This window comes from Spirillospora sp. NPDC052269, from assembly GCF_040679435.1.
Classification (GTDB): domain Bacteria; phylum Actinomycetota; class Actinomycetes; order Streptosporangiales; family Streptosporangiaceae; genus Spirillospora.
On sequence record NZ_JBFAUU010000009.1, the window covers coordinates 186,264 to 207,727 of the forward strand.

The 21,464-nt window shown below is 70.4% G+C and carries 20 protein-coding genes; 6 read left to right on the forward strand and 14 right to left on the reverse strand.

The annotated features are described in order from the left end of the window. Position 1: 1 nt before the first annotated feature. The 11 genes from AB0L06_RS20965 to AB0L06_RS21015 are packed head-to-tail and all read right to left on the reverse strand — an operon-like array spanning position 2 to position 10,847. Entirely contained in the window at positions 2-574 is a 573-nt protein-coding gene (locus tag AB0L06_RS20965; RefSeq protein WP_500232716.1) for a hypothetical protein, read from the reverse strand. Continuing rightward, complete coding sequence (locus AB0L06_RS20970) at positions 571-1,080, reverse strand: Rv1363c family protein (protein ID WP_500232717.1); 510 nt, start codon at positions 1,078-1,080, stop codon at positions 571-573. The genes AB0L06_RS20965 and AB0L06_RS20970 overlap by 4 nt, the downstream gene beginning before the upstream one ends. Next, positions 1,077-2,324: an MCE family protein gene (locus AB0L06_RS20975; RefSeq protein WP_500232718.1), complete on the reverse strand. Its 1,248-nt coding sequence runs from the start codon at positions 2,322-2,324 to the stop codon at positions 1,077-1,079. Before AB0L06_RS20975 ends, AB0L06_RS20970 begins: the two co-directional genes overlap by 4 nt. Position 2,325: 1 nt before the next feature. Beyond that, entirely contained in the window at positions 2,326-3,594 is a 1,269-nt protein-coding gene (locus AB0L06_RS20980; protein ID WP_500232719.1) for an MCE family protein, read from the reverse strand. Beyond that, positions 3,594-4,778 carry an MCE family protein gene (locus AB0L06_RS20985; RefSeq protein WP_500232720.1) on the reverse strand — a complete coding sequence of 395 codons (1,185 nt, stop codon included), beginning with the start codon at positions 4,776-4,778 and terminating at the stop codon, positions 3,594-3,596. Before AB0L06_RS20985 ends, AB0L06_RS20980 begins: the two co-directional genes overlap by 1 nt. Further along, complete coding sequence (locus AB0L06_RS20990) at positions 4,778-5,821, reverse strand: MCE family protein (RefSeq protein ID WP_500232721.1); 1,044 nt, start codon at positions 5,819-5,821, stop codon at positions 4,778-4,780. Before AB0L06_RS20990 ends, AB0L06_RS20985 begins: the two co-directional genes overlap by 1 nt. Then, a complete protein-coding gene (locus AB0L06_RS20995; RefSeq protein WP_500232722.1) occupies positions 5,818-6,876 on the reverse strand; it encodes an MCE family protein in 1,059 nt (352 codons plus the stop codon). The genes AB0L06_RS20990 and AB0L06_RS20995 overlap by 4 nt, the downstream gene beginning before the upstream one ends. Continuing rightward, positions 6,873-8,150 carry an MCE family protein gene (locus tag AB0L06_RS21000; protein ID WP_500232723.1) on the reverse strand — a complete coding sequence of 426 codons (1,278 nt, stop codon included), beginning with the start codon at positions 8,148-8,150 and terminating at the stop codon, positions 6,873-6,875. The genes AB0L06_RS20995 and AB0L06_RS21000 overlap by 4 nt, the downstream gene beginning before the upstream one ends. 2 nt (positions 8,151-8,152) lie before the next feature. Continuing rightward, positions 8,153-8,974 carry an MlaE family ABC transporter permease gene (locus AB0L06_RS21005; protein WP_500232724.1) on the reverse strand — a complete coding sequence of 274 codons (822 nt, stop codon included), beginning with the start codon at positions 8,972-8,974 and terminating at the stop codon, positions 8,153-8,155. Beyond that, positions 8,974-9,762 (reverse strand): MlaE family ABC transporter permease, encoded by a 789-nt coding sequence (locus AB0L06_RS21010; RefSeq protein WP_500232725.1) that lies wholly within the window; start codon positions 9,760-9,762, stop codon positions 8,974-8,976. Before AB0L06_RS21010 ends, AB0L06_RS21005 begins: the two co-directional genes overlap by 1 nt. Then, complete coding sequence (locus tag AB0L06_RS21015; RefSeq protein WP_500232726.1) at positions 9,759-10,847, reverse strand: ABC transporter ATP-binding protein; 1,089 nt, start codon at positions 10,845-10,847, stop codon at positions 9,759-9,761. Before AB0L06_RS21015 ends, AB0L06_RS21010 begins: the two co-directional genes overlap by 4 nt. 367 nt (positions 10,848-11,214) lie before the next feature. On the opposite strand from AB0L06_RS21015, the gene AB0L06_RS21020 reads away from it, so the two are divergent. The 3 genes from AB0L06_RS21020 to AB0L06_RS21030 all read left to right on the forward strand — a co-directional run bounded on the left by AB0L06_RS21020 (position 11,215) and on the right by AB0L06_RS21030 (position 15,405). Next, on the forward strand, positions 11,215-12,471 hold the full coding sequence (locus tag AB0L06_RS21020; RefSeq protein ID WP_500232727.1) for a PucR-like N-terminal domain-containing protein: 1,257 nt from the start codon (positions 11,215-11,217) through the stop codon (positions 12,469-12,471). Between the two features lie 270 nt (positions 12,472-12,741). Beyond that, entirely contained in the window at positions 12,742-14,028 is a 1,287-nt protein-coding gene (locus AB0L06_RS21025) for a PucR-like N-terminal domain-containing protein (protein WP_500232728.1), read from the forward strand. Between the two features lie 147 nt (positions 14,029-14,175). Beyond that, on the forward strand, positions 14,176-15,405 hold the full coding sequence (locus AB0L06_RS21030; RefSeq protein ID WP_500232729.1) for a hypothetical protein: 1,230 nt from the start codon (positions 14,176-14,178) through the stop codon (positions 15,403-15,405). Between the two features lie 19 nt (positions 15,406-15,424). Here AB0L06_RS21030 and AB0L06_RS21035 read toward each other — a convergent pair whose 3' ends face one another. Next, complete coding sequence (locus tag AB0L06_RS21035; protein ID WP_500232730.1) at positions 15,425-16,891, reverse strand: flavin-containing monooxygenase; 1,467 nt, start codon at positions 16,889-16,891, stop codon at positions 15,425-15,427. A 120-nt stretch (positions 16,892-17,011) separates the two neighbouring features. Between AB0L06_RS21035 and AB0L06_RS21040 the strand changes: the two genes are divergently transcribed. Then, positions 17,012-17,590, forward strand: a complete 579-nt coding sequence (locus tag AB0L06_RS21040) for a TetR/AcrR family transcriptional regulator (protein ID WP_500232731.1) — start codon at positions 17,012-17,014, stop codon at positions 17,588-17,590. A gap of 37 nt (positions 17,591-17,627) precedes the next feature. Here AB0L06_RS21040 and AB0L06_RS21045 read toward each other — a convergent pair whose 3' ends face one another. Further along, positions 17,628-18,326 (reverse strand): TetR/AcrR family transcriptional regulator, encoded by a 699-nt coding sequence (locus AB0L06_RS21045; protein WP_500232732.1) that lies wholly within the window; start codon positions 18,324-18,326, stop codon positions 17,628-17,630. Positions 18,327-18,445: 119 nt separating this feature from the next. Between AB0L06_RS21045 and AB0L06_RS21050 the strand changes: the two genes are divergently transcribed. Then, positions 18,446-19,552 carry a ferritin-like domain-containing protein gene (locus tag AB0L06_RS21050; protein ID WP_500232733.1) on the forward strand — a complete coding sequence of 369 codons (1,107 nt, stop codon included), beginning with the start codon at positions 18,446-18,448 and terminating at the stop codon, positions 19,550-19,552. Between the two features lie 102 nt (positions 19,553-19,654). After that, entirely contained in the window at positions 19,655-20,518 is an 864-nt protein-coding gene (locus AB0L06_RS21055; RefSeq protein WP_500232734.1) for an SDR family NAD(P)-dependent oxidoreductase, read from the forward strand. Positions 20,519-20,571: 53 nt separating this feature from the next. On the opposite strand, the gene AB0L06_RS21060 is transcribed toward AB0L06_RS21055, so the two are convergent. Further along, positions 20,572-21,282, reverse strand: a complete 711-nt coding sequence (locus tag AB0L06_RS21060) for a 4'-phosphopantetheinyl transferase family protein (RefSeq protein ID WP_500232735.1) — start codon at positions 21,280-21,282, stop codon at positions 20,572-20,574. Between the last annotated feature and the right edge of the window lie 182 nt (positions 21,283-21,464).

Consider the following 21,464-nt stretch of genomic DNA (forward strand, 5'->3'; position numbering starts at 1 on the left):
TTCAGGCAGCCCGCAGTTCCGTGATGCGCCACGTCCCACCGGACCGGTGAGCCGTGACGATGAGCTGGGCGGCGACGGGCGTGCCCGCGGCCTTGCCCGCTCGTGTCGACTGCTGGTCGAGGAACACCACGACCACAGCCGTTCCGTCGCGATCAAGACGGACGACGCCGGCGCGCGAGACCTTGGTGGTCAGCGCGAGTTGCTGGCGTGGAGCCTCCTGGCGCACCTGCCCGAAGAGCGACTGGTACTGCGACGCCGCCTTGCCCGTGAGGAGGCTGGACGCGGCGCGTGCCGTCGAATCCGGGTCCGTGTACGAGTACGTGAAGACGCGCTCCACCGCCTGGCTGACGTGTGTGAGCGCGTCGGACGTAGCCGCCTTGTCGAGCATGGCGCGGTTCGTGGCCGGTCCGCCTGATGCACGGTCGGACGCCCATGTGTTCAGGGCGAACGCGCCAGCGGCGACGACCACAGCGACCAGGTACGGCCACCAGCGCTTCAGGAAGACCTTTGAGCGCTTTTCCGGCTTCTTCTTCCTCTTCTTGGGCCTCGCCCGGACCTCGACCTCGACGCTCACAGATGGCCTCCCGGTGCGACCGGGGTCAGTGACTCGACCTTCCACAGTCCGTCCGAGATCCGTTTCATCCCGACCTCGAACCGCTTCCGCTGTTCAGCGGACGGCGCTCCGCCCGCGTCCGCGCCGAGGAACACCCGGACGGACGCGAGCACCGTCGCCTTCCCCGCGTCCTTGTCGAACGACGTGACCGCGGCGGCCGTGACCTCACCGCGGGTCGGAACTTGCTGCTTCGCGAACTTCGCCTGCGCGGCGGGCAGGTCGCGTTGAAGGGCGTCGCGGAGCGTGCCGGTCGAGATGTCGAGCCAGTGCTCCATGTCGAGCTGGGCCCGGGACGGGTCGACGCTGTTCAGCATCACCATGTCCCGGACGGCCGTGTCCTTCATGTCTTCCCGCTGGGCGGCGTACGTCCGGTCCTCGTTCCAGACCGTCCCGGACCACCGCCACCCCGCGAACCCGAGGAACGCGAGGGCGGCGGCGACCAGGACCAGTCCGACGATCTTCCTCATTGGCCGAGCCCCAGGAGCCGCTGCAGGGACGTTCCGCTCTCACGTCCCATGGCCGGGAGGCCGACGGCCGTGAAGAAGGGCTCCGCAGCGGTCAGGTTGGCCCTGTCGACGCCTGGGACGGCCGCAGACGGAACGCCATAGTGCGGGGCATTCTGGGCGCCACGGACGTTCATCCCGCTGCTCTCCGGCTCAGCACAGTGCGCGTTGCCGTTGAAGTTCACGGGCTTCAGGTCCGTCGTGCCGTTCCGGTACTGCGTCCCGCCGTAGCCGCGCGTGCACGGCTGCGGGTTGAAGAACGTGTTGATGAGGCCGAGGCGCAGCTTGCCGTCCTGGACGACCGACGGGCCGATCGCGGAGATCTTCGGCAGGTTGGAGAGGACCGTCTCCAGGCCGGGCAGGCGGGCGTCCGTGAGGCGCGACGTCGTGAGCAGGTTCGCCAGGAGGATCGGCAGTCCGGGCTGCATCTCCCGGAGCAGCCTTGAGAACTCCCGGTTCGCGGGCGGCCCGTCCTGGAGGATTGTCCGGAAGTCACCGTCGGACGACTTGAGCGTCTGCGCCAGCAGGTGGGAGTTGCGGGCGAAGTCCTTGAACGCCTGGGCCTCGTCGTTCTGCGTCTTCAGGACGACGTTGCCGTTCTTGATCAGCTCGTCGGTCTGCGGGAACGCGGCGTCCGACGCGGCAATGAACTCGCCGCTGGTGTCGAGGAGCTTCTGGAGGTGCGGGCCCTGGCCGGCGAACGCCTGCCCGAGCTCGTCCACGACGACCTTCAGGTCGTTCAGCGGCAGCGTCCCGGACAGGTCGTTGATGCTCTTCAGCGTCTGCTCGACCGGAACGGGCGTCGTCGCCGCGCTGCGCGGGATCACGGCTCCCTGCGCGAGGTACGGGCCGCCTTCGCGGTCCGGCTCCAGCTCGACGTACTGCTCACCCACGGCCGACCGGTTCGCCACGATCGCCTTGAGGTCGCGGGGGATGTCCGGTGCGCTGTCGGAGATGTGCAGTTCGGCGAGCACGCCGTCCGAGGTGAGCTTGAGGTCGCCGACCTTCCCGACCGAGATCCCTCGGTAGGAGACGGCGGAGCCCTTGAACAGGCCGCCGGTGGTGGGCAGTTCGAGCTTGACGACGTAGTAGCCGCGCAGCCCGACGTACTTCCCCAGGTCCGCGTACGTGATCGCGATGTAGGAGATCACGAAGATGGCCAGCAGGGTGAAGATGATGGCCTTCAGGCGAGCGCCGACGGTCAGCATGTCAGTTGCCTCCCAGGGTCGGCAGGGGCAGCGCAGGCTGGCTGGGGTCCGTCCCGCCGCTTCCGTTTCCGGTCCCACCGCCCGCGGGGGTGGTCGGGGTCACCTGCTGTGGAGTGTTGGTGGGCGATGGAGGCGTCTGCGGCGAGGACGAGGTCGTCTTGTTCGCCGGGCAGGGCGTCGGCAGCGGGCCGGCGGGCGGGGTCTGCGCGAGCGCGCGGAGCTGCGGCGCCTTCTTCTTCTCGACCGTCTCCTTCACCGGCGGAATGACGCAGTCGTTGCCGGGGGCGGCGATAACGGTCAGGTAGCCGTTCAGGTAGTCACCCTTCACGGCCTTCATGGCCTCGTCCGTAAAGGGGTACGTGAACAGGATCTGGAGCGACTTCGGCAGGTCGCGGCCCGAGTCGGACAGCTTCCGCAGGATCACCGACAGCGAGTTCAGGTCGGCGACCGTGTTGTCGCGGCTCTGCTTCACCACGTGGTCCGCGATCTTCGAGAGGTCGTCCAGCTTCTGGAGCATCTGGACGAGCTGTCCGCGCTGGTCGGTCAGCACCTGCAACCCCGGCGACAGATCGGTCAGGACCGTGTCGACCTGGCCGCGACGTGACGCAACGGTCGAGGACAGGCGGTTGAGGCCGTCCAGGGCGTCCACGATGGCCTGGCGGTTGGCGTTCAGCGTGCCGGTCAGCTTGCTCAGCTGCTCGAGCGAGTCGCGCACCTGGGGCTCGCGTCCGTTGAACGTCTTGTTCAGCTCCCGCGTGATCGTGCGGATCTGCGGCAGCCCTCCCCCGGACAGCAGCATCGACAGCGCGCCGAACACTTCTTCGGTGTCGGCGTTCCGGGTCGTCCGGGTGAGGGGGATCGTCGCGCCGTTGGCGAGCGGCTGGGGGGACGCGTCGGCCGACGGGGCGGCGATCTTGATGTACTTCTCGCCGAGGAGGCTGGACTGCTCCAGGTTCGCCGTGGCGTTGGCGGGCAGCTTCACGTCCCCGTTGATGAGGACGGTCGCGTCCGCGTACCAGGCGTTGTTCGGCAGCGTGATCTTCTTGACCCGGCCCACGGGCACGTCGTTCACACGAACGGCGGCCTGCGGGACGAGGTTCAGGGCGTTCTGCAACTGGACGTGCACCGTGTACGGGTGCGAGCCCAGCGAGGCACCGCCCGGCAGCGGGAGCTGCTCGACCGAAACCTGTGAGCAGCCCGCCGCGAGCACGACGGCCGACATGGCCGTCGCGGCCCCGGCGACGCGGAAACCGCGATGGAAACGTCGCATCACCGACCTCCCCCTGCGTAGACCTGACCGGCGGGCGGCAACGGCAGCGCCGGGACGGTGCCGGACGTGGACGGGGCGACCGCGGTGAGGCCGTTGGTCTGCAGGCGGCTGCACTGGAGCTTCAGCGCGGGCGTCTGGGCGGACGCGGCGGCGCACACCGGGCGGGTGTCGGCGCCGGTTCCGTCCAGGCCCTTCTGGTTGAGGTTGCCGAACGCCTTGGTGATCTCCAGCAGGTTGCCGCGGGACATCAGCGTCCGGGTGTCGGGGTCGTAGGCGTTCAGGGCGTTCTGCGTCAGCACCGGCGCGTTGTCGAAGACCTCGGCGAGCGAGGCGCGCTGGTCGACGAGCACCTGGGTGATGTCGGCGAGCTTGTCCACGTTCTTCTTCAGGGCCTCGCGGTTGTCGGTGATGAACCCCTTGACCTCGGACAACGCGATCGCCAGGTTGTGCAGGGAGTCCGCGAGGTCCTGGCGGTCGTCGGCGAGGAAGCCGCTGACGTCGGCGAGCTGCTGCTCGGCGAGCCGGATCTGCGAGTCGTTGCCGCGCAGCATCTTCGTGAAGCGGTTGAGGTTGCTGATCGTCGCGTACAGGTCGCCGGACGAGTGGTTCAGCGTCTGCGACAGCTGCCCGAGGTTGTCGATCGTGGTGTTGAACATCCGGCCGTTGCCGCCGAGGTTCGCCGCGCCCGTGTGGATCACCGACGACAGGGCGCCGCGGGCGTTCACGCCGTTCGGGCCGAGGTCGCTGCTGAACTTGCGGATGCTGTCGTACAGGGCGTCCAGCTCGAGCGGCGTCGCCGTGCGGGTGACGTCGATGGTGCTGCCGGCCGACAGCTTCGCCCCGCCGCCGTACGCGGGGGCCAGCTGGACGTAGCGGTCGGACACCAGGTTCGGGGCGATGACGATCGCGCGGGCGTCCACCGGGACGGGGACGTTGTCGTCGACCTTCATCACGACCGACACCTGCGTGCCGTGCGGCTTGATCGACTGGATGCTGCCGACCTTCACCCCGAGTACGCGGACGTCCGAGCCGGGGTACACGCCGATCGCGGTCGCGAAGTTCGCGCGGATCACGCGGGTCTTCCCGCCGCCGAGCACCGCGTAGAACGCGAGCGCGATGATCAGCACGAACACCACGCCGACGATCTCCATGACGCGGACCCGGTTGTCCCTGATCGCTCCCATCAGCGGCCTCCGGTCAGGTGCGGAGGCTCGCAGCCGACGGCCGGGGGCTGCCAGCGGCCGTTGACCAGGTACTCCTTGGGGACGGTCCCGCACAGGTACCCGTCGATCCAGCGGCCGTTGCCGGTGGCGTTGACGACCACGCGGGTGTACGGGGCCGCGACGCGGATGGCCCGGTCGAGGTTGGACTGGTTGCGTTCGAGCATGTCGGTGACCTGGTTCAGGTGATCCAGCATCGGACGGATCGGGTTCCGCAGCCGCTCCACCAGCTTCACCAGCGCGTCACCGAGGGCCGCGGTACCGACCAGGAGCCGGTGGATGGCCTCGCGCCGGTTCCGCAGCTCGGCGAGCAGCAGGTTGCCGTCCTTGAACAGCGCCTCGAACTGGTCGTTCTGCGCGGCGAGGGTGCCGGACAGCTGCTTGGTCCCGGCGAGCAGCCGGGCCAGGTCGCCGTCCCGGCTGGCGATCGTCTTGGACAGCGCGGACAGGCCGGTGAGGGCCGACCGCACCTCGGGCGGGGTGTTCTCGAACGTCTGCGAGATCGTCGTGAGGGACTCGGCGAGCTTGGTCGAGTTCACCTGCTGGAACGTCCGGCCCAGGTCCTCGAACGCGGCGGTCACGTCGTAGGGGGCGACCGTCCGGCTCAGCGGGATCGGGTCGCGGGGGTTCTGGGTGTTGCCGCCGAGCGGGTCCAGCGCGAGGTACTTCGACCCCAGCAGCGTCTTGATCATGATGGTGGCGGTGCTGGCGTCGCCGACCCAGGTGTGCTTGACCCGGAAGCGGACCTTCACCTTGTTCCCGGCCAGGGACACCCCGGTGACCTTGCCGACCTTGACGCCCGCGACGCGGACCTCCTGGCCGTCCTTGAGGCCGGCGGCCTCGGTGAAGTACGCGGTGTAGGTCGTGCCGCCGCCGACGACCGGCAGGTCGTCCACCCGGTAGGCCAGGAACCCGGCGACCAGGATCAGCACGAGGCCGATGACGGCGATCGGGATCGGGTTGCGGTCGCGGAGCGGCTTGACGCGGGGCAGGATCCGTGGGCTCATCCGCGGCACCTCGCGTCCTTCAGCGGGACACCGGTGGGCGGCGGGCGGTGGTCGATGTCGGAACCGGCATAGTGGACGCCGATCAACTGGACCTCGCACTGGTAGAAGTTCATCCACGAGCCGTAGGAGCCGAGCCGCCCGATGGTGTCGGCCTTCTCCGGGAACCGCCGCAGGAAGCTCTCCACGAGCGGCTGGTCGCGGTTCAGGTTGGTCGAGAGCCGGTCCAGCTGGACGATGCTGTCGTGCAGCGGCTCGCGGCTGTCGTTCAAGAACCCGGAGGTCGTCTCAGCGAGTTCGGAGATCCCCTCGAACGAGTCGCCGATCGCCTTGCGGTCGGCGGCCAGGCCCGAGGTGAACTCGCGCAGCGTCCTGACCAGCGTGACCAGTTCCTTGTCGCGGTTGTTCACCGTGTCCACGACCGTGGTGAGGTTGTGGATGACGTCGCCGATCAGCTGGTCGCGGTTGGCGAGCGTGTTGGTCAGCTGGCCGACCGTCTTCAGCAGGCTCGTCATCGTCCCGCCCTCGCCCTGGAAGACCTGGACGATCGACTCCGACAGCTTGTTCACGTCACCGGGCGACAGCGCCTGCATGAGCGGCTGGAAACCCTGGAACAGCTGCGTGAGGTTCAGCGGGCCGGTGGTGTGGTCGGCCGGGATCGTCCCGCCGCGCGGCAGGTACTCGCCGGGCGTTCCCGCGCCTTGGTCGAGCTCGACGTACCGTCCGCCGACCAGGTTCAGGTACTTCACCGACGCGGTGACCCCGGCGGGCAGCCGCCGGTTGCGGTCGACCGAGAACTTCACGAGCGCGAGCCGGTGATCGGTGACGCTGATCTTGTCGACCTGGCCGACCCGGACGCCCGCGATCCGCACGCCGTGCCCGGTGTGCAGGCCCGCGACGTCGTTGAACTTGGCGTAGTAGGACACCCGGTCGCCGGACGTGGTGTCGGTGATGCTGGCCGCGAGCAGCGCGGTCGAGGCGACCGTGACCACGATGAAGACGATCGAGCTGATCAGGGGGACGCCGAGGCCCTTGAGCCCCTGGCCGGTGAGTCTCACTTCACCGTCACCTCCGTCCCGCGGTAGATGGGGCCGACCAGGACGGACGACCAGTCGGGAAGCCGGTCGGGCACCTCGTCCATGGACGGCGCGACGAACTCGTTCACCAGGTCGTTCTCCGAGGCCGAGTTGGCGGGGCCGAGTCCGGAGCCGGGGACCGCGCCCGCGGTGGGCGCGCCCACCCGCACGGCCTTCGGGGACTTGCCGCCGCCCGGGTAGTAGGGGGCGCTGTAGCAGCGCGGGCCGCCGCCGGGTCCGTAGTGGACGTCGTCCTTGCCCGGGACGTACCGGCCCTTCTGCTGCACCGACACGACCGTCGCGTGGACGCCGTGCTTGCTGGTGCCCTTGCCGAGCGCCCGGTCCATCTGCGGGACGAAGTCGGCGAGCGCGCGGAAGGTGCAGGGCGCGGCCGGCGCGTAGCGGCGCATCAGGTCGAGCGTGCCGCGGCTCGCGCCCGACAGCTCGATGATGTTGCCGCCGTTGCGCCGCAGGAAGTCCGACAGGTCGTCGGCCAGCTGGCCGGTGGTGTCGAACAGGTCCGACAGGTTCTGCCGCTGCTCGACGAGCGTCCGGCTGGTGGTGGTGAAGTCGGTGAGCGCGTCGAGCAGGTCGGGCGACGCGTCCGCCCAGTTCTGGGAGAACGTGGCGAGCTGCCGGAAGTTCTCGCTGAGCGCGGGGACGTCCGGGTTCAGCTTGCGCAGGTACTTGTCCAGCTGGACGAAGTTCTGGCCGAGCTGGTCACCGCGCCCTTCGAGGGCCGTGGCCATCGCGTTCAGCGTGGCCGACAGCTTCGCGGGCTGGAGCGTGTTGAGCAGCGCCATCGTGTTGTTGAGGACCTGCGACAGCTCCACCGCGTTCTGGCTGTGGTCCTCGTTGATCTGGCTGCCGTTGTGGACGGGCGAGGCCGTGGACCCGGTCGGCGGGACGAGCGACACGAACCGCGCGCCGAACACCGTCGTCGGGAGCAGCTGCGCCTGCACGTCGCTCGGGACGAACTTCGCCTTGTCCGGCTGCAGCGCCAGTTTCAGGATGGCGCCGTTGCCCTCGGACGAGATCGTCCGGACCTCGCCGACCACGACGCCGCGGACCTTCACGTCCGCGTTCTCGTGCATCTCGTGCCCGGCGGTCGAGGTGTGCAGGGTGACCATCGTGACCTTGGTGAACTTCTTGTCGTAGATCGCGATGGACAGCCAGATGAGCAGGGCGGGCACCAGCAGGAACGCCACGCCGAGGCCGCGCTTCTCCACTGTCTGAAGGGTCGTCGAACGCGCCATCGCTACCCCGTCACCTTCACGGTCGTCGTCGCGCCCCAGATGGCGAGGCTGACGAAGAAGTCGGTCACGCTGATCAGCACGATCGCCGTCCGGACGGCGCGTCCGACCGCGACGCCCACCCCGGCGGGACCGCCGACCGCGCGGTAGCCGTAGTAGCAGTGCGCGAGGATCACCATGACGCTGAAGATCAGCACCTTGGCGAACGACAGCAGCACGTCCTCGGGCGACAGGAACAGGTTGAAGTAGTGGTCGTAGGTGCCCGTCGACTGCCCGTTGACCAGGACGGTCACCTCGCGGGACGCCAGGAACGAGCTGAGGAGCCCGATGCCGTAGAGCGGGATGATCGCGACCGTCCCGGCGATGATCCGGGACGTCACCAGGTACGGGAGGCTGACGATGCCCATGCCCTCCAGGGCGTCGATCTCCTCGTTGATGCGCATCGCGCCGAGCTGGGCCGTGAAGCCCGCTCCCACCGTCGCCGACAGGGCTAGGCCCGAGACGAGTGGCGCGATCTCGCGGGTGTTGAAGTACGCGGAGATGAAGCCGGTGAACGCGGCCGATCCGATCTGGTCGAGGGCCGCGTAGCCCTCCAGGCCGACGACGACGCCGGTGAAGACCGTCATGCCGAGCATGACGCCGACCGTGCCGCCGATGACGGCGAGCGCGCCGGAGCCGAAGGCGACCTCGCCGAGCAGGCGGACGATCTCCTTCGGGTAGCGGCGCAGCGCGCGCGGCGACCACAGCAGCGCGCGGATGTAGAAGCCGAGCTGGTCGCCCGGCTGGTCCAGCCAGGTGTGCGGCCGGATGGTTCTGACGCTCGCCATCAGGCCCCCTTCGGCGGGACGATCTCGAGGTAGAGGGCCGTCATCACGAGGTTCACGAAGAACAGCAGCAGGAACGTGACGACCACGGACTGGTTCACCGCGTCGCCCACGCCCTTCGGGCCGGGCCGCGGGTTCAGGCCCCGGTAGGACGCGACGACCCCGGCGATGAACCCGAAGATCAGCGCCTTCAGCTCGCTCACGTACAGGTCGGGCAGCTGCGCCAGGGCGGAGAAGCTCGCCAGGTAGGCGCCGGGGGTGCCGTCCTGGAGCTCGACGTTGAAGAAGTAGCCGCCCGCGACGCCGACGACCGAGACCAGGCCGTTCAGCAGGACGGCGACGGCGGTGCAGGCGAGGACACGGGGGACGACGAGGCGCTGGATCGGTGAGACGCCCATGACCTCCATGGCGTCCATCTCCTCGCGGATCGTCCGGGAGCCGAGGTCGGCGCAGATCGCCGAGCCGGCCGCGCCGGAGATCAGCAGCGCCACGATCAGCGGGCTGGCCTGCTGGACGACCGCCAGCACCGACGCGCCGCCGGTGAGCGACTGCGCGCCGAGCTGCTTGGCGAGGGACCCGACCTGGAGCGAGATGACCGCGCCGAACGGGATGGAGACGAGCATGGTCGGGAGGATCGCGACCGAGGCGATGAACCAGAACTGCTGGATCAGCTCCCGGAGCTGGAAGGGCCTTCGGAACGTCATGGCGAGCACGGTGCCCGCCAAGGCGAAGAGCCGTCCCGTCTGGCGCAGCGCCGCCGCGCCCGGGACGGACATCTGGGGTGTTGTCACGGGGTCTCCCCGGGTGGCTTGAACTCGGGCGGCAGCGGCGGCGGTGCCGGAGCGGTCTGTTGGGGGAAGTGGCGGGCCGACTGCGCCGCCGCGGCGGCCGCTGCGGCCTCCGCGGTCGCGGTGCGGCCGCGCCGGATGGCCGCCGCGGCGGCGGGCGGAAGGGACGGCAGCAGCGCGTCCACGCGCGCGGCGTGCCGGATCTCCCCGGCCCGCTCAGGCTCGCCCGGACTGGGCCGCAGCTGGGCGGGGATCTCGATGGGACGGGCGATGGGCCGGGGCCGGTTCGCGGCCCGTTCGGCCTCCTCGGCGAGGAGCGCGGCGTCCTTCTCCTCGCTCATCCCGATCGGCCCCTCGGGGCTGCCCCGCAGGAACTGCGCGATCACCGGGTCCTCGGAGGCGATCACGGTCTCGCGGGGGCCGAACGCGACCAGGTCGCGCCGGTAGAGCATGCCGATGTTGTCGGGGACGGTGGCGGCGATCTCGATGTTGTGCGTGACGATCAGCATCGTCGCGTCGATGCGCGCGTTGACGTCGATGAGCAGCTGGGACAGATGCGCGGTGCGGACGGGGTCCAGGCCCGAGTCCGGCTCGTCGCACAGGATGACCTCGGGGTCCATGACCAGCGCGCGGGCCAGGCCGGCGCGCTTGCGCATGCCGCCGGAGATCTGTCCGGGGACCTTCTTCTCCTCCCCGAGCAGACCGACGGTGTCCATCTTCTCCAGCACGATGCGCCGGATCTCGGCCTCGGTCTTGCGGGTGTGCTCGCGCAGCGGGAACGCGATGTTGTCGTACAGGTTCAGGGAGCCGAACATCGCTCCGTCCTGGAACATCAGGCCGAAGCGTTTGCGCTCGCGGAAGACCCGGCGGTCCGGGTCGTTCACCATGTCCACGCCATCGACGCGGACGGTGCCCTCCTCGGGCTTGATGAGTCCGATGAGCGACTTCAGGAAGACGGTCTTGCCCGTGCCCGAAGGGCCGAGCAGCACGGTCACCTCTCCGGCGGGAAGCGTCAGGTTGACGTCCCGCCAGATCGTCTGCGTGCCGAAGGATTTCGTCAGTCCCTCGACGGCGACCTCAATTCCCACGAACCACCGCCAGCGAACCGGAGTCGAATGTTGTTGCCGTGGCGGTGACCGTACGGCGGAAAGTCACGAGAACTCAATAGTGAAAAGCAACGAATCGGCTTCGTTACGGGTCGGTTGTCACCGAGTGAGTTTTTCTGCCCGGCGGATTCCCCCGAAGTTAGTACCGACGGGTAACCAGTTGTTGATCTTCACCCGCACAGCCGTGTTTGTCAGAACGCGAGCAACGCCCTCCCACAGACTTGTCATCTGGTTAGTACTGACCGGACATCTTGACGGCAGGCCCTTGTCCCCCACCGAACCCATGCCTAAGCTCCGCGTGCCCTGGATCACACGCGTGCTCCGATCACTGTTTCGAGGCGGTGAGGTCTTGACCGACACGCTGGATCACCTTTCCGGGCCGCTCGGCATCCGAGTGCCCCGGAACCTGGCCCGGCTGATGCGGGACGACCTGCCCGCCGCGATCGACGAGGTGGACGCGGAGATCCGGCGGACCGTCCCGGAGTACGACCGGCCGGCCGACTCCGCGTACGGCCGGATCCTCCGGGTCGGCGTGGAGCAGATGCTCACCGCGTTCGTCACCCAGGTCGCGGGCGACGGCCCCGCGCTGGCCGAACGCGACGAGACGTGCCGCGCGCTCGGCCACTTCGAGGCCATCGAGGGGCGCAGCCTGGACCTGCTCCAGGCCGCCTACCGGACGGCCTTCCACGTCTGCTACCGGCGCACCGTCGCCATCGCCGAACGCGAGGGCCTGCACAGCGGGCAGCTCTCCGGCCTGGTCGAAGCCATGATCGTCTACGTGGACGAGGCCGTCGCCGCCGCCCGCATCGGGCACCGGCAGGCGCTCAAGCACGCCGACCTGCACCACCGCGAGGTGCGCCAGGAGCTGCTGCGCACCCTGCTGCGGCAGCCGCCGGCGTCCGCCGAGGCCATCGAGGAACTGGCCCGGAACGCCGCCTGGTGGCCACTGCCGGAGGTCGCCACGGCCGTCGCGGTCGCGCCCGGCGCACCCTGTACCCGGTCGGCGCTGGACGGTGACGTCCTCATCGATCTGGACGACACCGAGCCGCGGCTCCTCATCCCCGGGCCGTTCACCCCGGCCCGCGCCGTGATGCTCGGCGCCGCACTGGAGGAGGCCGACAGCGTCCTCGGCCTGACGCTCCCGCTGGGACGCGTCGCGCACGGGCTGCGCTGGGCCGTCCGCCTGCTGGAGCTCACGCGGGAGGGAGTGATCCCGCGCGGGTCGCTCATCCCCTGCGAGGAGCACCTCACGACGCTCTGGCTACTCTCCGACACCGTCCTGGCCGACGAGATGGCGCGGAGGCACCTGGCTCCACTGGCGGACTTGACTGCCGGGCACCGGCGGAAACTGACCGCGACGCTCACCGAATGGGTCACCACGCGGGGGACGGCCGTGGACATCGCCGAGAGCCTGCGCGTCCACCCGCAGACCGTCCGCTACCGGCTGCGACAACTCGATCATTACCTGGGCGACAGCCTGGGAGATCCCAAGATCCGTTTCGCCCTGGACGTCACGCTGCGCGCCGCGTCCCTCATGCGCGAGGACGACGCGCCCGCGGCGCGCTCCGGCCGGGACTCGGAGTCACGCAAAAGGAGCGGAAAGTGATTTTACGCTCTCGTTACATGAAGTGGCCCGCGTCACAGGAGAGCGCTGATCTACCGTCAGGGTGCTCCACCCTCTACGAGCCGCTCCGTCACGCGGGGACCCCCCGCTCGGCGTGACTGGAGCGGTCCCACCCCGGACCCCGGACCGCCCACGCCCGCCCGCGGGGCCGGTCCGGGGCCTGACACCACCGCCGGGCACGCCACGGCGGCCGCCGAGCCGGAGAACCCCCCGGCCACGTCGCCGCCGGCGCGCGCCCAGCGGAGGAGCGCGATGGCGCAGACGCACGGCGACCCCGGGACGGGCCCCGCCCCCCGGTGGCTGGTCGCGCTCGTCCGTCCCGAGCTGCCCACCCTCGCCGCGGAGATCATCACCGAGATCAAGCGGGCCGTCCCCGAGTACGGGCGCGCCACCGACGGCCCCTACGTGCAGGCCCTCCGGATCGGCGTCGAGCGGGCCCTGGCGCACTTCGTGGACTCGCTCGCCGACCCGTCCACGCCGCGCGACCGGCACGACGAGACCTACCGCAGGCTCGGCCGGTTCGAGGCGATGGAGGGACGCACCCTGTCCAGCCTCCAGACCGCCTACCGGATCGGCGCGCAGGTCGCCTGGCGGCGGATCATGAAGGTCGCGGCCGAGCGGAACCTGCCCGCGCCCGTCATGGGGCGCATGGCCGACGAGCTGTTCTCCTACATCAACGAGCTGGCGTCCCTGTCGCTGGAGGGCTACGTCAACGCCCGCCCGGACGAGGAGCAGCAGGACCACCGGCGGCGGCTCCTGCACAGCCTGCTGCGCGAGCCGCCGCCCAGCACGCAGACCGTCGGGAACCTCGCCCGGCTCGCCGGCTGGAGCGTCCCCGACGAGGTCACGCTCGTCGCGCTGCCGACCGGGCCGCAGCCGTCCCCGCACACCCTGCACCGCGACCTGCTGGTCGACCTGTCCGGGGACGCGCCGCACCTGCTGGTGCCCGGCGAGGTCGACGCCGGACGGCTCCGGATGCTCACCTCCGGCTGGCCCGGCCGCAGGTTCGCTGTCGGGCTGACCGTCCCGACCGTGAGGGCCGCCGAGTCGCTGCGCTGGGCCCGCCGGGCGCTCACCGCCGCCCGCACCGGCGCCCTCGGCGACCCCGGCCACGTCATCGACAGCGGCGAGCACCTGGTCACCCTGTGGCTGCTGTCGGACGAGACGGTCGTCGACCACCTCACCCGGCGGCTCCTGGCCGGGGTCACCGAACTCGGCGGCGGCCAGCCCGAGCGGTACCTGGAGACCCTCTACGCCTGGCTCACCACCCGCGGCACGGCCGCCGACCTGGCCGAACGGCTCAACATCCACCCGCAGACGGTCCGGTACCGGATGCGGCGGCTGGAAGAAGCACTCGGTGACAAACTCGGCGACGCCGACTCACGCTTCGCGATGGAGGTCGTACTCCGCGCGACGAGATTACTCAAGGAGGTGGAGCGAACGCCGCCCGGAGACCGCGTCGACACCGCGCGAGAGCGCGGAGACAGTGCGCGAGAACGCGGAGACAGCACGCCGGGCGCGTCCGCACCACTCACCTGATGATAATTCCGAGGGCTCGGCGGACGCTTTTTTCGTCGTCGGCGACAACTCTTCCCGGAAGGGTTGTCGCCATTCCCCCGGCATGGTCACATTACTCTCTACAAGAATTGATTACCCATGACGCCTAATGGCGGAGGTGAGCGCGGGGTGCGTACCCGACCGGTCGGTCTTCCCTTGTTCGCGGGTCTCGGCGCCGCCGCGGTCCTGGCCTTCGGTGGCCTGGCCGCGCCCGCGGCGTTCGCCAGCGACTCCACACCCTCGTCCGGAGCGTCCGACACGCCCGGACCCACGGACAGCACCACGGACACCCCGACGCCGACTCCCTCGGAGTCCACGCCGACGGATCCGCCGACCACGCCCACGGACCCGCCGACCACCCCGACCGACCCACCGACGACGCCGACCGACCCGCCCGGAGGCGGAGGTACGCCCGGCGGTGGGGGTGGGACGCCTGGTGGCGGCGGCGGGACGCCCGGAGGTGGCACGCCGAGCGGAGGATCGCCCGGCGGGAACCTGCCCGGCGGGCCGGGCACGCCCGGACCCGGCGACGGCAAGCCGGGGCTCGGCCTCGGGATCGCGCTGGCGACGTCGGCCGTCCACGCCGGGGACACCGTGTCGGTGTCCGTCTCGGTGTCGGGGACGGCGACGGGCGTGTCCGTGGGGTTCCGCGCGAGCGGCGGCGCGTCCGCGTCGCCGTCCAGCTCCTACGTCGGGAGCGTGTCCGGCGCGACGTCGGTGATCGGGGCGGTGACCGTCCCGTCCGGGGCGAAGCCGGGCACGATCACCGTCACGGCGACCGTCACGTCCAGCAACGCGGGCGCGCACAGCGTCCGGACGACGCTCAGCGTCGTCGCCGCGTCCGTGAAGCTCCCCGGGAGCGGCAACGGCGGCCCGCCCGGACCGTACGGCACCCTGCCGCCCGGCGTGAACGCCCCGCCGCCCGGACTCGACCCGCTCGGCGACCGCAACACGTTCCAGGCGCCGGCCGTCGCGCTGCCGCCGGTCGCCGGACCGCAGGTCGCGGGCGTCGCACTGCCGCTCTCCCCCGTCACCAGCCTCCAGGCCGCGCACGAGCCGCTGTTCAGCGGCACGGAGCCCGGCGCGGTCGCGTGGGCCGGGGCCGCGGTGGTCGTGGCGTCCGGGATGCTGCTGACCCCGCGCTACTGGACGCGCCGCCGCCGCACCCTCGCCCGCGACGAGCGCACCAACTGGATCCTGCTCGGCAAGGGCATCACCGCGCGCGACCTCACCACCAAGGGGCTCGTCCGGCTGAACCTCGCCGAGAAGCGCCTCACGGTCGCGCGGATGCGGGCGCTGCCGCCGCAGCCGGCTCCGGCGCGGCGGCGGCTGCTCCCGCGCCCCCGCTTCAGCAACTAGGTCCTAGCGTCGTTCCAGGTCAGCGGCCAAGGAGGTACTCGTCCTCCTTGGCCTTCCTGGACGACGCCCAGAACTCGAAGGTGAACCCGGGGTACAGCGTCCGGTTCACGCCGTGCTCGTCCAGGTACCAGGACTGGCAGCCGCCCTCGTTCCACACGGCGCGGCGCAGCCTGCGGTGCATGCGGTCGTTGGACGTGCGGACGGCCCCGGGACGCGGCTCGATGGTGCTCATGCCGCGGTCCTGGAGCAGGCGCAGGCAGCTCAGCACGTGCGCGATCTGCACCTCGATCATGAACACGACCGAGTTGTGGCCGAGGCCGGTGTTCGGGCCGAGCAGCATGAAGAAGTTCGGCATCCGCTCGACCGTCGTGCCGTGGTGCGCCTCGATGCCCTCGGCCCAGACCTCCTGGATCTTCACGCCGTCGCGTCCGGTCACGCGCATCTCCGAGAGCGCGTCGGTCACCTTGAAGCCGGTGCCGAAGACGATGACGTCGACCTCGTGCTCCACGCCGTCCTCGGTGACGATCGAGTGCTCGCGCACCTCGGCCACGCCCGACGTCTCGAGCTCGACGTTGTCGCGGGTCAGCGCCGGGTAGTAGTCGTTGGACAGCAGGACGCGCTTGCAGCCGATCGTGTAGTCCGGCGTGAGCTTCGCGCGCAGTTCGGGGTCGGCGACCTGCTTGTTGAGGTGGCTCATCGCGAGCTTCTTCATCGGCCCGGCCAGGTTCGGGCTCACCGCGAAGCTCACGGCGCGCGCCTCGAGCGCCCAGTAGATCCCGGCGCGGAACGCGCGGGCCGCGCCCGGCACCTTGTCGAACAGCGTCCGGACGGGCGCGGGGATCGCACGGTCGGGCTTCGGCTGGATCCACGGCGGCGTCCGCTGGAACAGCACCAGCTTGGACGCCTTCTTCGCCACCTGCGGGACGAACTGGATCGCGGACGCGCCCGTCCCGATGACGGCGACGCGCTTGCCGGTGAGGTCGACGTCGTGGTCCCACTCGGCGGAGTGGAAGGCCGCCCCCTTGAAGCGTTCCATGCCGGGCAGGTCCGGGAAGGACGGGATGTGCAGCGCGCCGACGCCGGTCACGATCGCCTTGGGACGCAGCACCTCGCCGTCCGCGAGCGTGACGTTCCAGTGCCCGGCGGCGTCGTCCCACTCCATCGAGTCGACGTTCGCGCCGAACCGGATGTGGTCGCGCACCCGGTACTTGTCGGCCGTCCGCTCCATGTACGCGCGGATCTCCGGCTGCGGCGCGAACATCCGCGACCAGCCCGGGTTCAGCTCGAACGAGTAGGAGTACATGTGGGACGGCACGTCGCACGCGCAGCCCGGGTAGGTGTTGTCGTGCCAGGTCCCGCCGAGGGCCTCGCTCTTCTCGAGCACGACGAAGTCGTGGAAGCCCTGCTGCCTGAGCCGGATCGCCATGCCCATCCCGGCGAAGCCGGAGCCGATGACCACGATCGCCGGGGAGGTGCGCTCGCTCATTCAGACCATCCCATCGAACGGAGACCTACTATGAGTAAGTTACCGCCGGTAGGTTACTGACGGTAGATCCAATAGGGGGCTTTTCCTGTGACTGGTGCCACAGCGCGGCCGCGTCGCCGCATGTCCCGCCCCGAGCGGGAGCGGCAGATGCTCGACATGGCCGAGGAGGTCTTCGCCGAGCGCGGCTTCCGCGCCGCGGCCATGGACGAGATCGCCGAGCGCTGCGGCGTCTCCAAGCCGATGCTCTACGAGTACTTCGGCTCCAAGGACGGCCTGCTCCAGGCGTGCATGGCGCGCAGCAAGGCCGAGCTGTACGCGGTCACCCAGCGGGCCATGGCGGACGGCACGAGCGCCGAGGACGTCCTGCTGCGCGGCATGGTCGCCTACTTCGAGTTCATCGACGCGCACGCGCCCACGTTCGCGCTTCTGATGCGCCAGCCCGTCGACACCCCACCCGCCGCCGTCGAGGCCGTCGAGGACACCCGCCGCCAGCAGAGCGAGCTCATCGCGGGCGGCATCCGCCTCTTCGCGCCGGGGGCGCCCGAGGCGACCGTCCTCGCCTACACCGAGATCATCATCGGCGGCTGCGAGCGGCTCGCGCTCTGGCGCACCCAGCACCCTGAGGTCACCGCGCGGGACGCCGCCCGCCACATGACCGACTTCTGCCGCCAGGGCCTCGCCCCCTTCATGGCGGGCTGAGCTTCATGCGCTCGTCGCGCGAGCCTTAAGCGCGAGCCTATGTGCTCGTCGCGCGTAGTTCGAGGGCGGTGATGAGGAGGTCGAGGCCGAACTCGAAATCGGCCTCGGGGTCGTTCTCGCCCATCTCCGGCGCCAGCGCGATGACGTGCGGGAACTCGTCCGGGTCGAGCTTGGCGAAGGACTCGCCGGGCGCCGCGCCGAGGTGCGCGAACGTCTCGGCGATGCGCACCTCGCGCACCTGCGTGCCGACCGCGTAGGCGAGCAGCGCCCGCATCGCGCGGACCGACGTCGGACCGTCGAACCCGGCCGCCGCCGCGACCGCGAGCGCCCGTTCGGCGGGACGCAGCCCGACCGGAGTGTCCACCTTGTGCGTGAGGACGACGGTGAGGCTGCGCGGGAAGTCGTGCGCCATCTTGCGGTGCGCGCGGACGAGCGCACGGGCCCGGTCCGGCCACGGCGCGGACGGGTCGTCGGCGAGGTCGATCCGGTTCGCGACGTGCTCGGCGATGCCCTCCAGCAGCGCCTTCTTGTTCGGGACGTGGTTGTAGAGCGACATCACCGCGACGTCCAGCGCGGTCGCGACGCGGCGCATGGACAGCGCGTCCGGGCCGTCCGCCTCGATCAGCGCGATCGCGGCCCGGACGATCCGGTCCCGCGTCAGCGCCGGACGGGCGGGCGGATCCTCCGAAGCCACCGGGGCGGTCGAGGTCGCGGCGGGGGGCGTCGCATCGTTCATCGGGGTCCGCTTTCGTGGGCATTGACTCAGGTAAGTGAACCATGACACGGTACGTACAACGTACGCCGGACGTACAACGTACGTACGTCTCGGCCCGCCCCCGTGTCGGGAGGTCCGGTATGTCGACCCACGACCTGTACACCACGCCCGTCGAGCCGTCCATCGCGAAAGTGCCGTTGACCGGCGACACCAGGTTCACCTGGGAGTACGACGACGGCCGGGACAAGCTGCTCGCCCTGTACCAGAAGGGCAAGGACCGCCAGTGGGACTCCACCACCCGCATCGACTGGGACCTCGAGGTCGACCCGCACAACGTCCTCGGCGTCCCCGACCAGTCCCTCGCGATCTACGGCACGCGCCACTGGGACCGGATGGACGACGACGAACGCGGTGAGCTGCGGCGGCACGCGTCGTCCTGGCAGTTCTCCCAGTTCATGCACGGCGAGCAGGGCGCGATGCTCACCGCCGCGCGGATCGTCGAGACCGTCCCCGACCTGGACTCGAAGTTCTACTCGGCCACCCAGACCATGGACGAGGCCCGGCACGTCGAGATCTTCTCCCGGTTCCTCCAGGAGAAGATCGGCCTGGTCTACCCCATCAACACCAAGCTCCAGGACCTGCTGACCGAGACGCTCGGCGACAGCCGCTGGGACATGCCCTACCTCGGCATGCAGGTCCTCATCGAGGGTCTCGCGCTCGCCGCGTTCGGCGTCATGCGCGACGTGACCACCCAGCCGCTGCCCAAGCAGGTCCTCACCTACGTCATGCAGGACGAGGCGCGGCACGTGGCGTTCGGACGGCTCGCACTCCGCGACCACTACAAGCAGCTGTCCGCGCCCGAGCTGAAGGAGCGCGAGGAGTTCGTCATCGAGGGCTGCCACCTCATGCGCGACCGCATCCGCGGCCGGGAGATCTGGACGAACTTCGGCGTCCCGGTCGCCGAGGTCGACGAGATGCTCGACCAGTCCCCCTACACGCGGATGTTCCAGGCGCTGCTGTTCAGCCGGATCGTCCCGTGCGTGAAGGACATCGGGTTGTGGAGCCCGCGCATCCAGCAGACGTTCGAGGAGATGGGCGTGCTCGACGCGTCCCGCTCCGACCTGGACGCCCTCATGCGCAGCGACGAGGAGGCGGCCGACAGGCTCGACGCGGAGCGGTTCGCCGCCGAGGAGGCCGACCGCAAGGCCGAAGTGGACGCGGTCATCGAAGCCGAGTCGGCCCGCTGAGCGGCTGGGTAGGTTTCAGGGTGGGATGCCCCGCGGCGAGATGATCGCGCCGCGGCGGCGACCTGAGTAGGTTTGGGCGCACCCCACCCACGGAGGTCAGCAATGTCCCTCGCGCTCTTCGACGGAGCCCTCGCCGTCGTCACGGGAGCAGGCGGCGGCTTCGGCCGGGCCACCGCGCTCGCGCTCGCCGAGCGCGGCGCGACCGTGATCGCCGCCGACATCGACGCGGCGGCGGCCGAACGGACCGTCGTCCTCACCAAGGCCCTCGGCGCGGTCGGCGCGGCCTACCAGGTGGACGTGTCGGACGGCGCCGCCATGGAGGAGTTCGCCGCCGCCGTCCGGTCCGACCACCGCGTCCCCGACATCGTGGTCAACAACGCCGGCATCGCCGTCTCCGGCCCGCTCCTCGACACCGGCGTGGACGACTGGGAACGCATCCTCGGCGTCAACCTGTGGGGCGTCATCCACGGCTCCCGGCTGTTCGCCAAGCAGATGGTCGAGCGCGGCCAGGCGCTCCCCAACAAGCCGGACAAGCCCAACTTCGGCGGGCACATCGTCAACATCGCGTCCGCCGCCGCGTTCGCGCCGTCCCGCGCCCTGCCCGCCTACTGCACGACGAAGGCGGCCGTGCTGATGCTGAGCGAGTGCCTGCGCGCCGAGCTCGCCGGGCACCGCATCGGCGTCACCGCCGTCTGCCCGGGGTTCAGCAAGACCGGCATCATGCGCAACGGCACGATCGTCGGAGTGGGCGCGGCGGACCAGGAGCGGATGCGCGCCCGCGCCGACAAGCTGCTGCGGATGCGGAACTACCCGCCGGAGAAGGTCGCCGAGCGGATCGTCCACGCGATCGCCAAGAACAAGGCCGTCGTGCCGGTGAACGCCGAGGCGCACGTGCTGCACGCCCTGTCGCGGATCGCGCCGGGCGCGATGCGGGCCATCGCCCGCATCCCTGCCCCACTCGGCTAGGCCCTACGGCAGGCCGCACGGTTGGGGCCTACGGCAGGCCGCACGGTTGAGGCCTACGGCAGGAGTTCGGTGGACGGGCGCTGCTGGACCGGGACGCCGCCGGGGTGGTCCAGGAGCGCCAGGTGGGCCGAGTAGCCCGGGCCCGGGGCCAGTTCGTGGAGGACGAAGCGGCCGGGGTGGTCGTCCCGTCCGTTCCAGGCGAGCAGGCGGGGCTCCTCGTGCGCGTGCGAGGTCCGCAGGTGCGGCATCGGGACGCGCAGGCCCTCTCCGGTGGCCTTGAGGAGGGCCTCCTTGCGCGTCCAGTAGACGAGCAGCTCGGCCGTCGTCGCCGCCGTCTCACCGGTCGCGAGGACGTGCCGGGCGATGTCGTCGCTGACCTTCCGGGACTCCTCGACGTCCAGGCCGAGGGGCCCGTGGGACGACACGGCGACGCCGATGCGGTCACCCGAGTGGGACACCGACACCTGCGGCGCGTCCGGACGGCCCGCCACGCGCGGGCGTCCGTGCGGCTTGTCGCAGTCGGAGCAGGAGCGGTCGATCTCCACCCGCTCGGGAGCCACGCCCAGAAGATCACCCAGGGCGAAGCGGGTGAGGGCCACGCCGAGGGTGAAGCGCTCGGCGTCGGCGGCGCGCAGGTAGCGCTCGCGGCGGGCCCGCTCGGTCGGGTCGAGGACGGCGGTCAGGGCAAGGGTCGAGGCGGTGCGCTCAGCCCACCAGACGGTCACCGGGTCCACCGACACCTCCATTCGCTGCTGCTCGGTCACTCACACTTCCTCAGGCGACATTAGCCGATGAAGGCAACAGACCGAACAGACCGAACAGGGTTCACCTGTCGGGTCATTGTGGACCGTCCGCCCAATTCACCGCGAATACGGAAGCGGGCCGTGGAACGACGTTCCGTTCCACGGCCCCTCGCGGAGTCTTGACGTTCTGTGTCCGGGCCTAC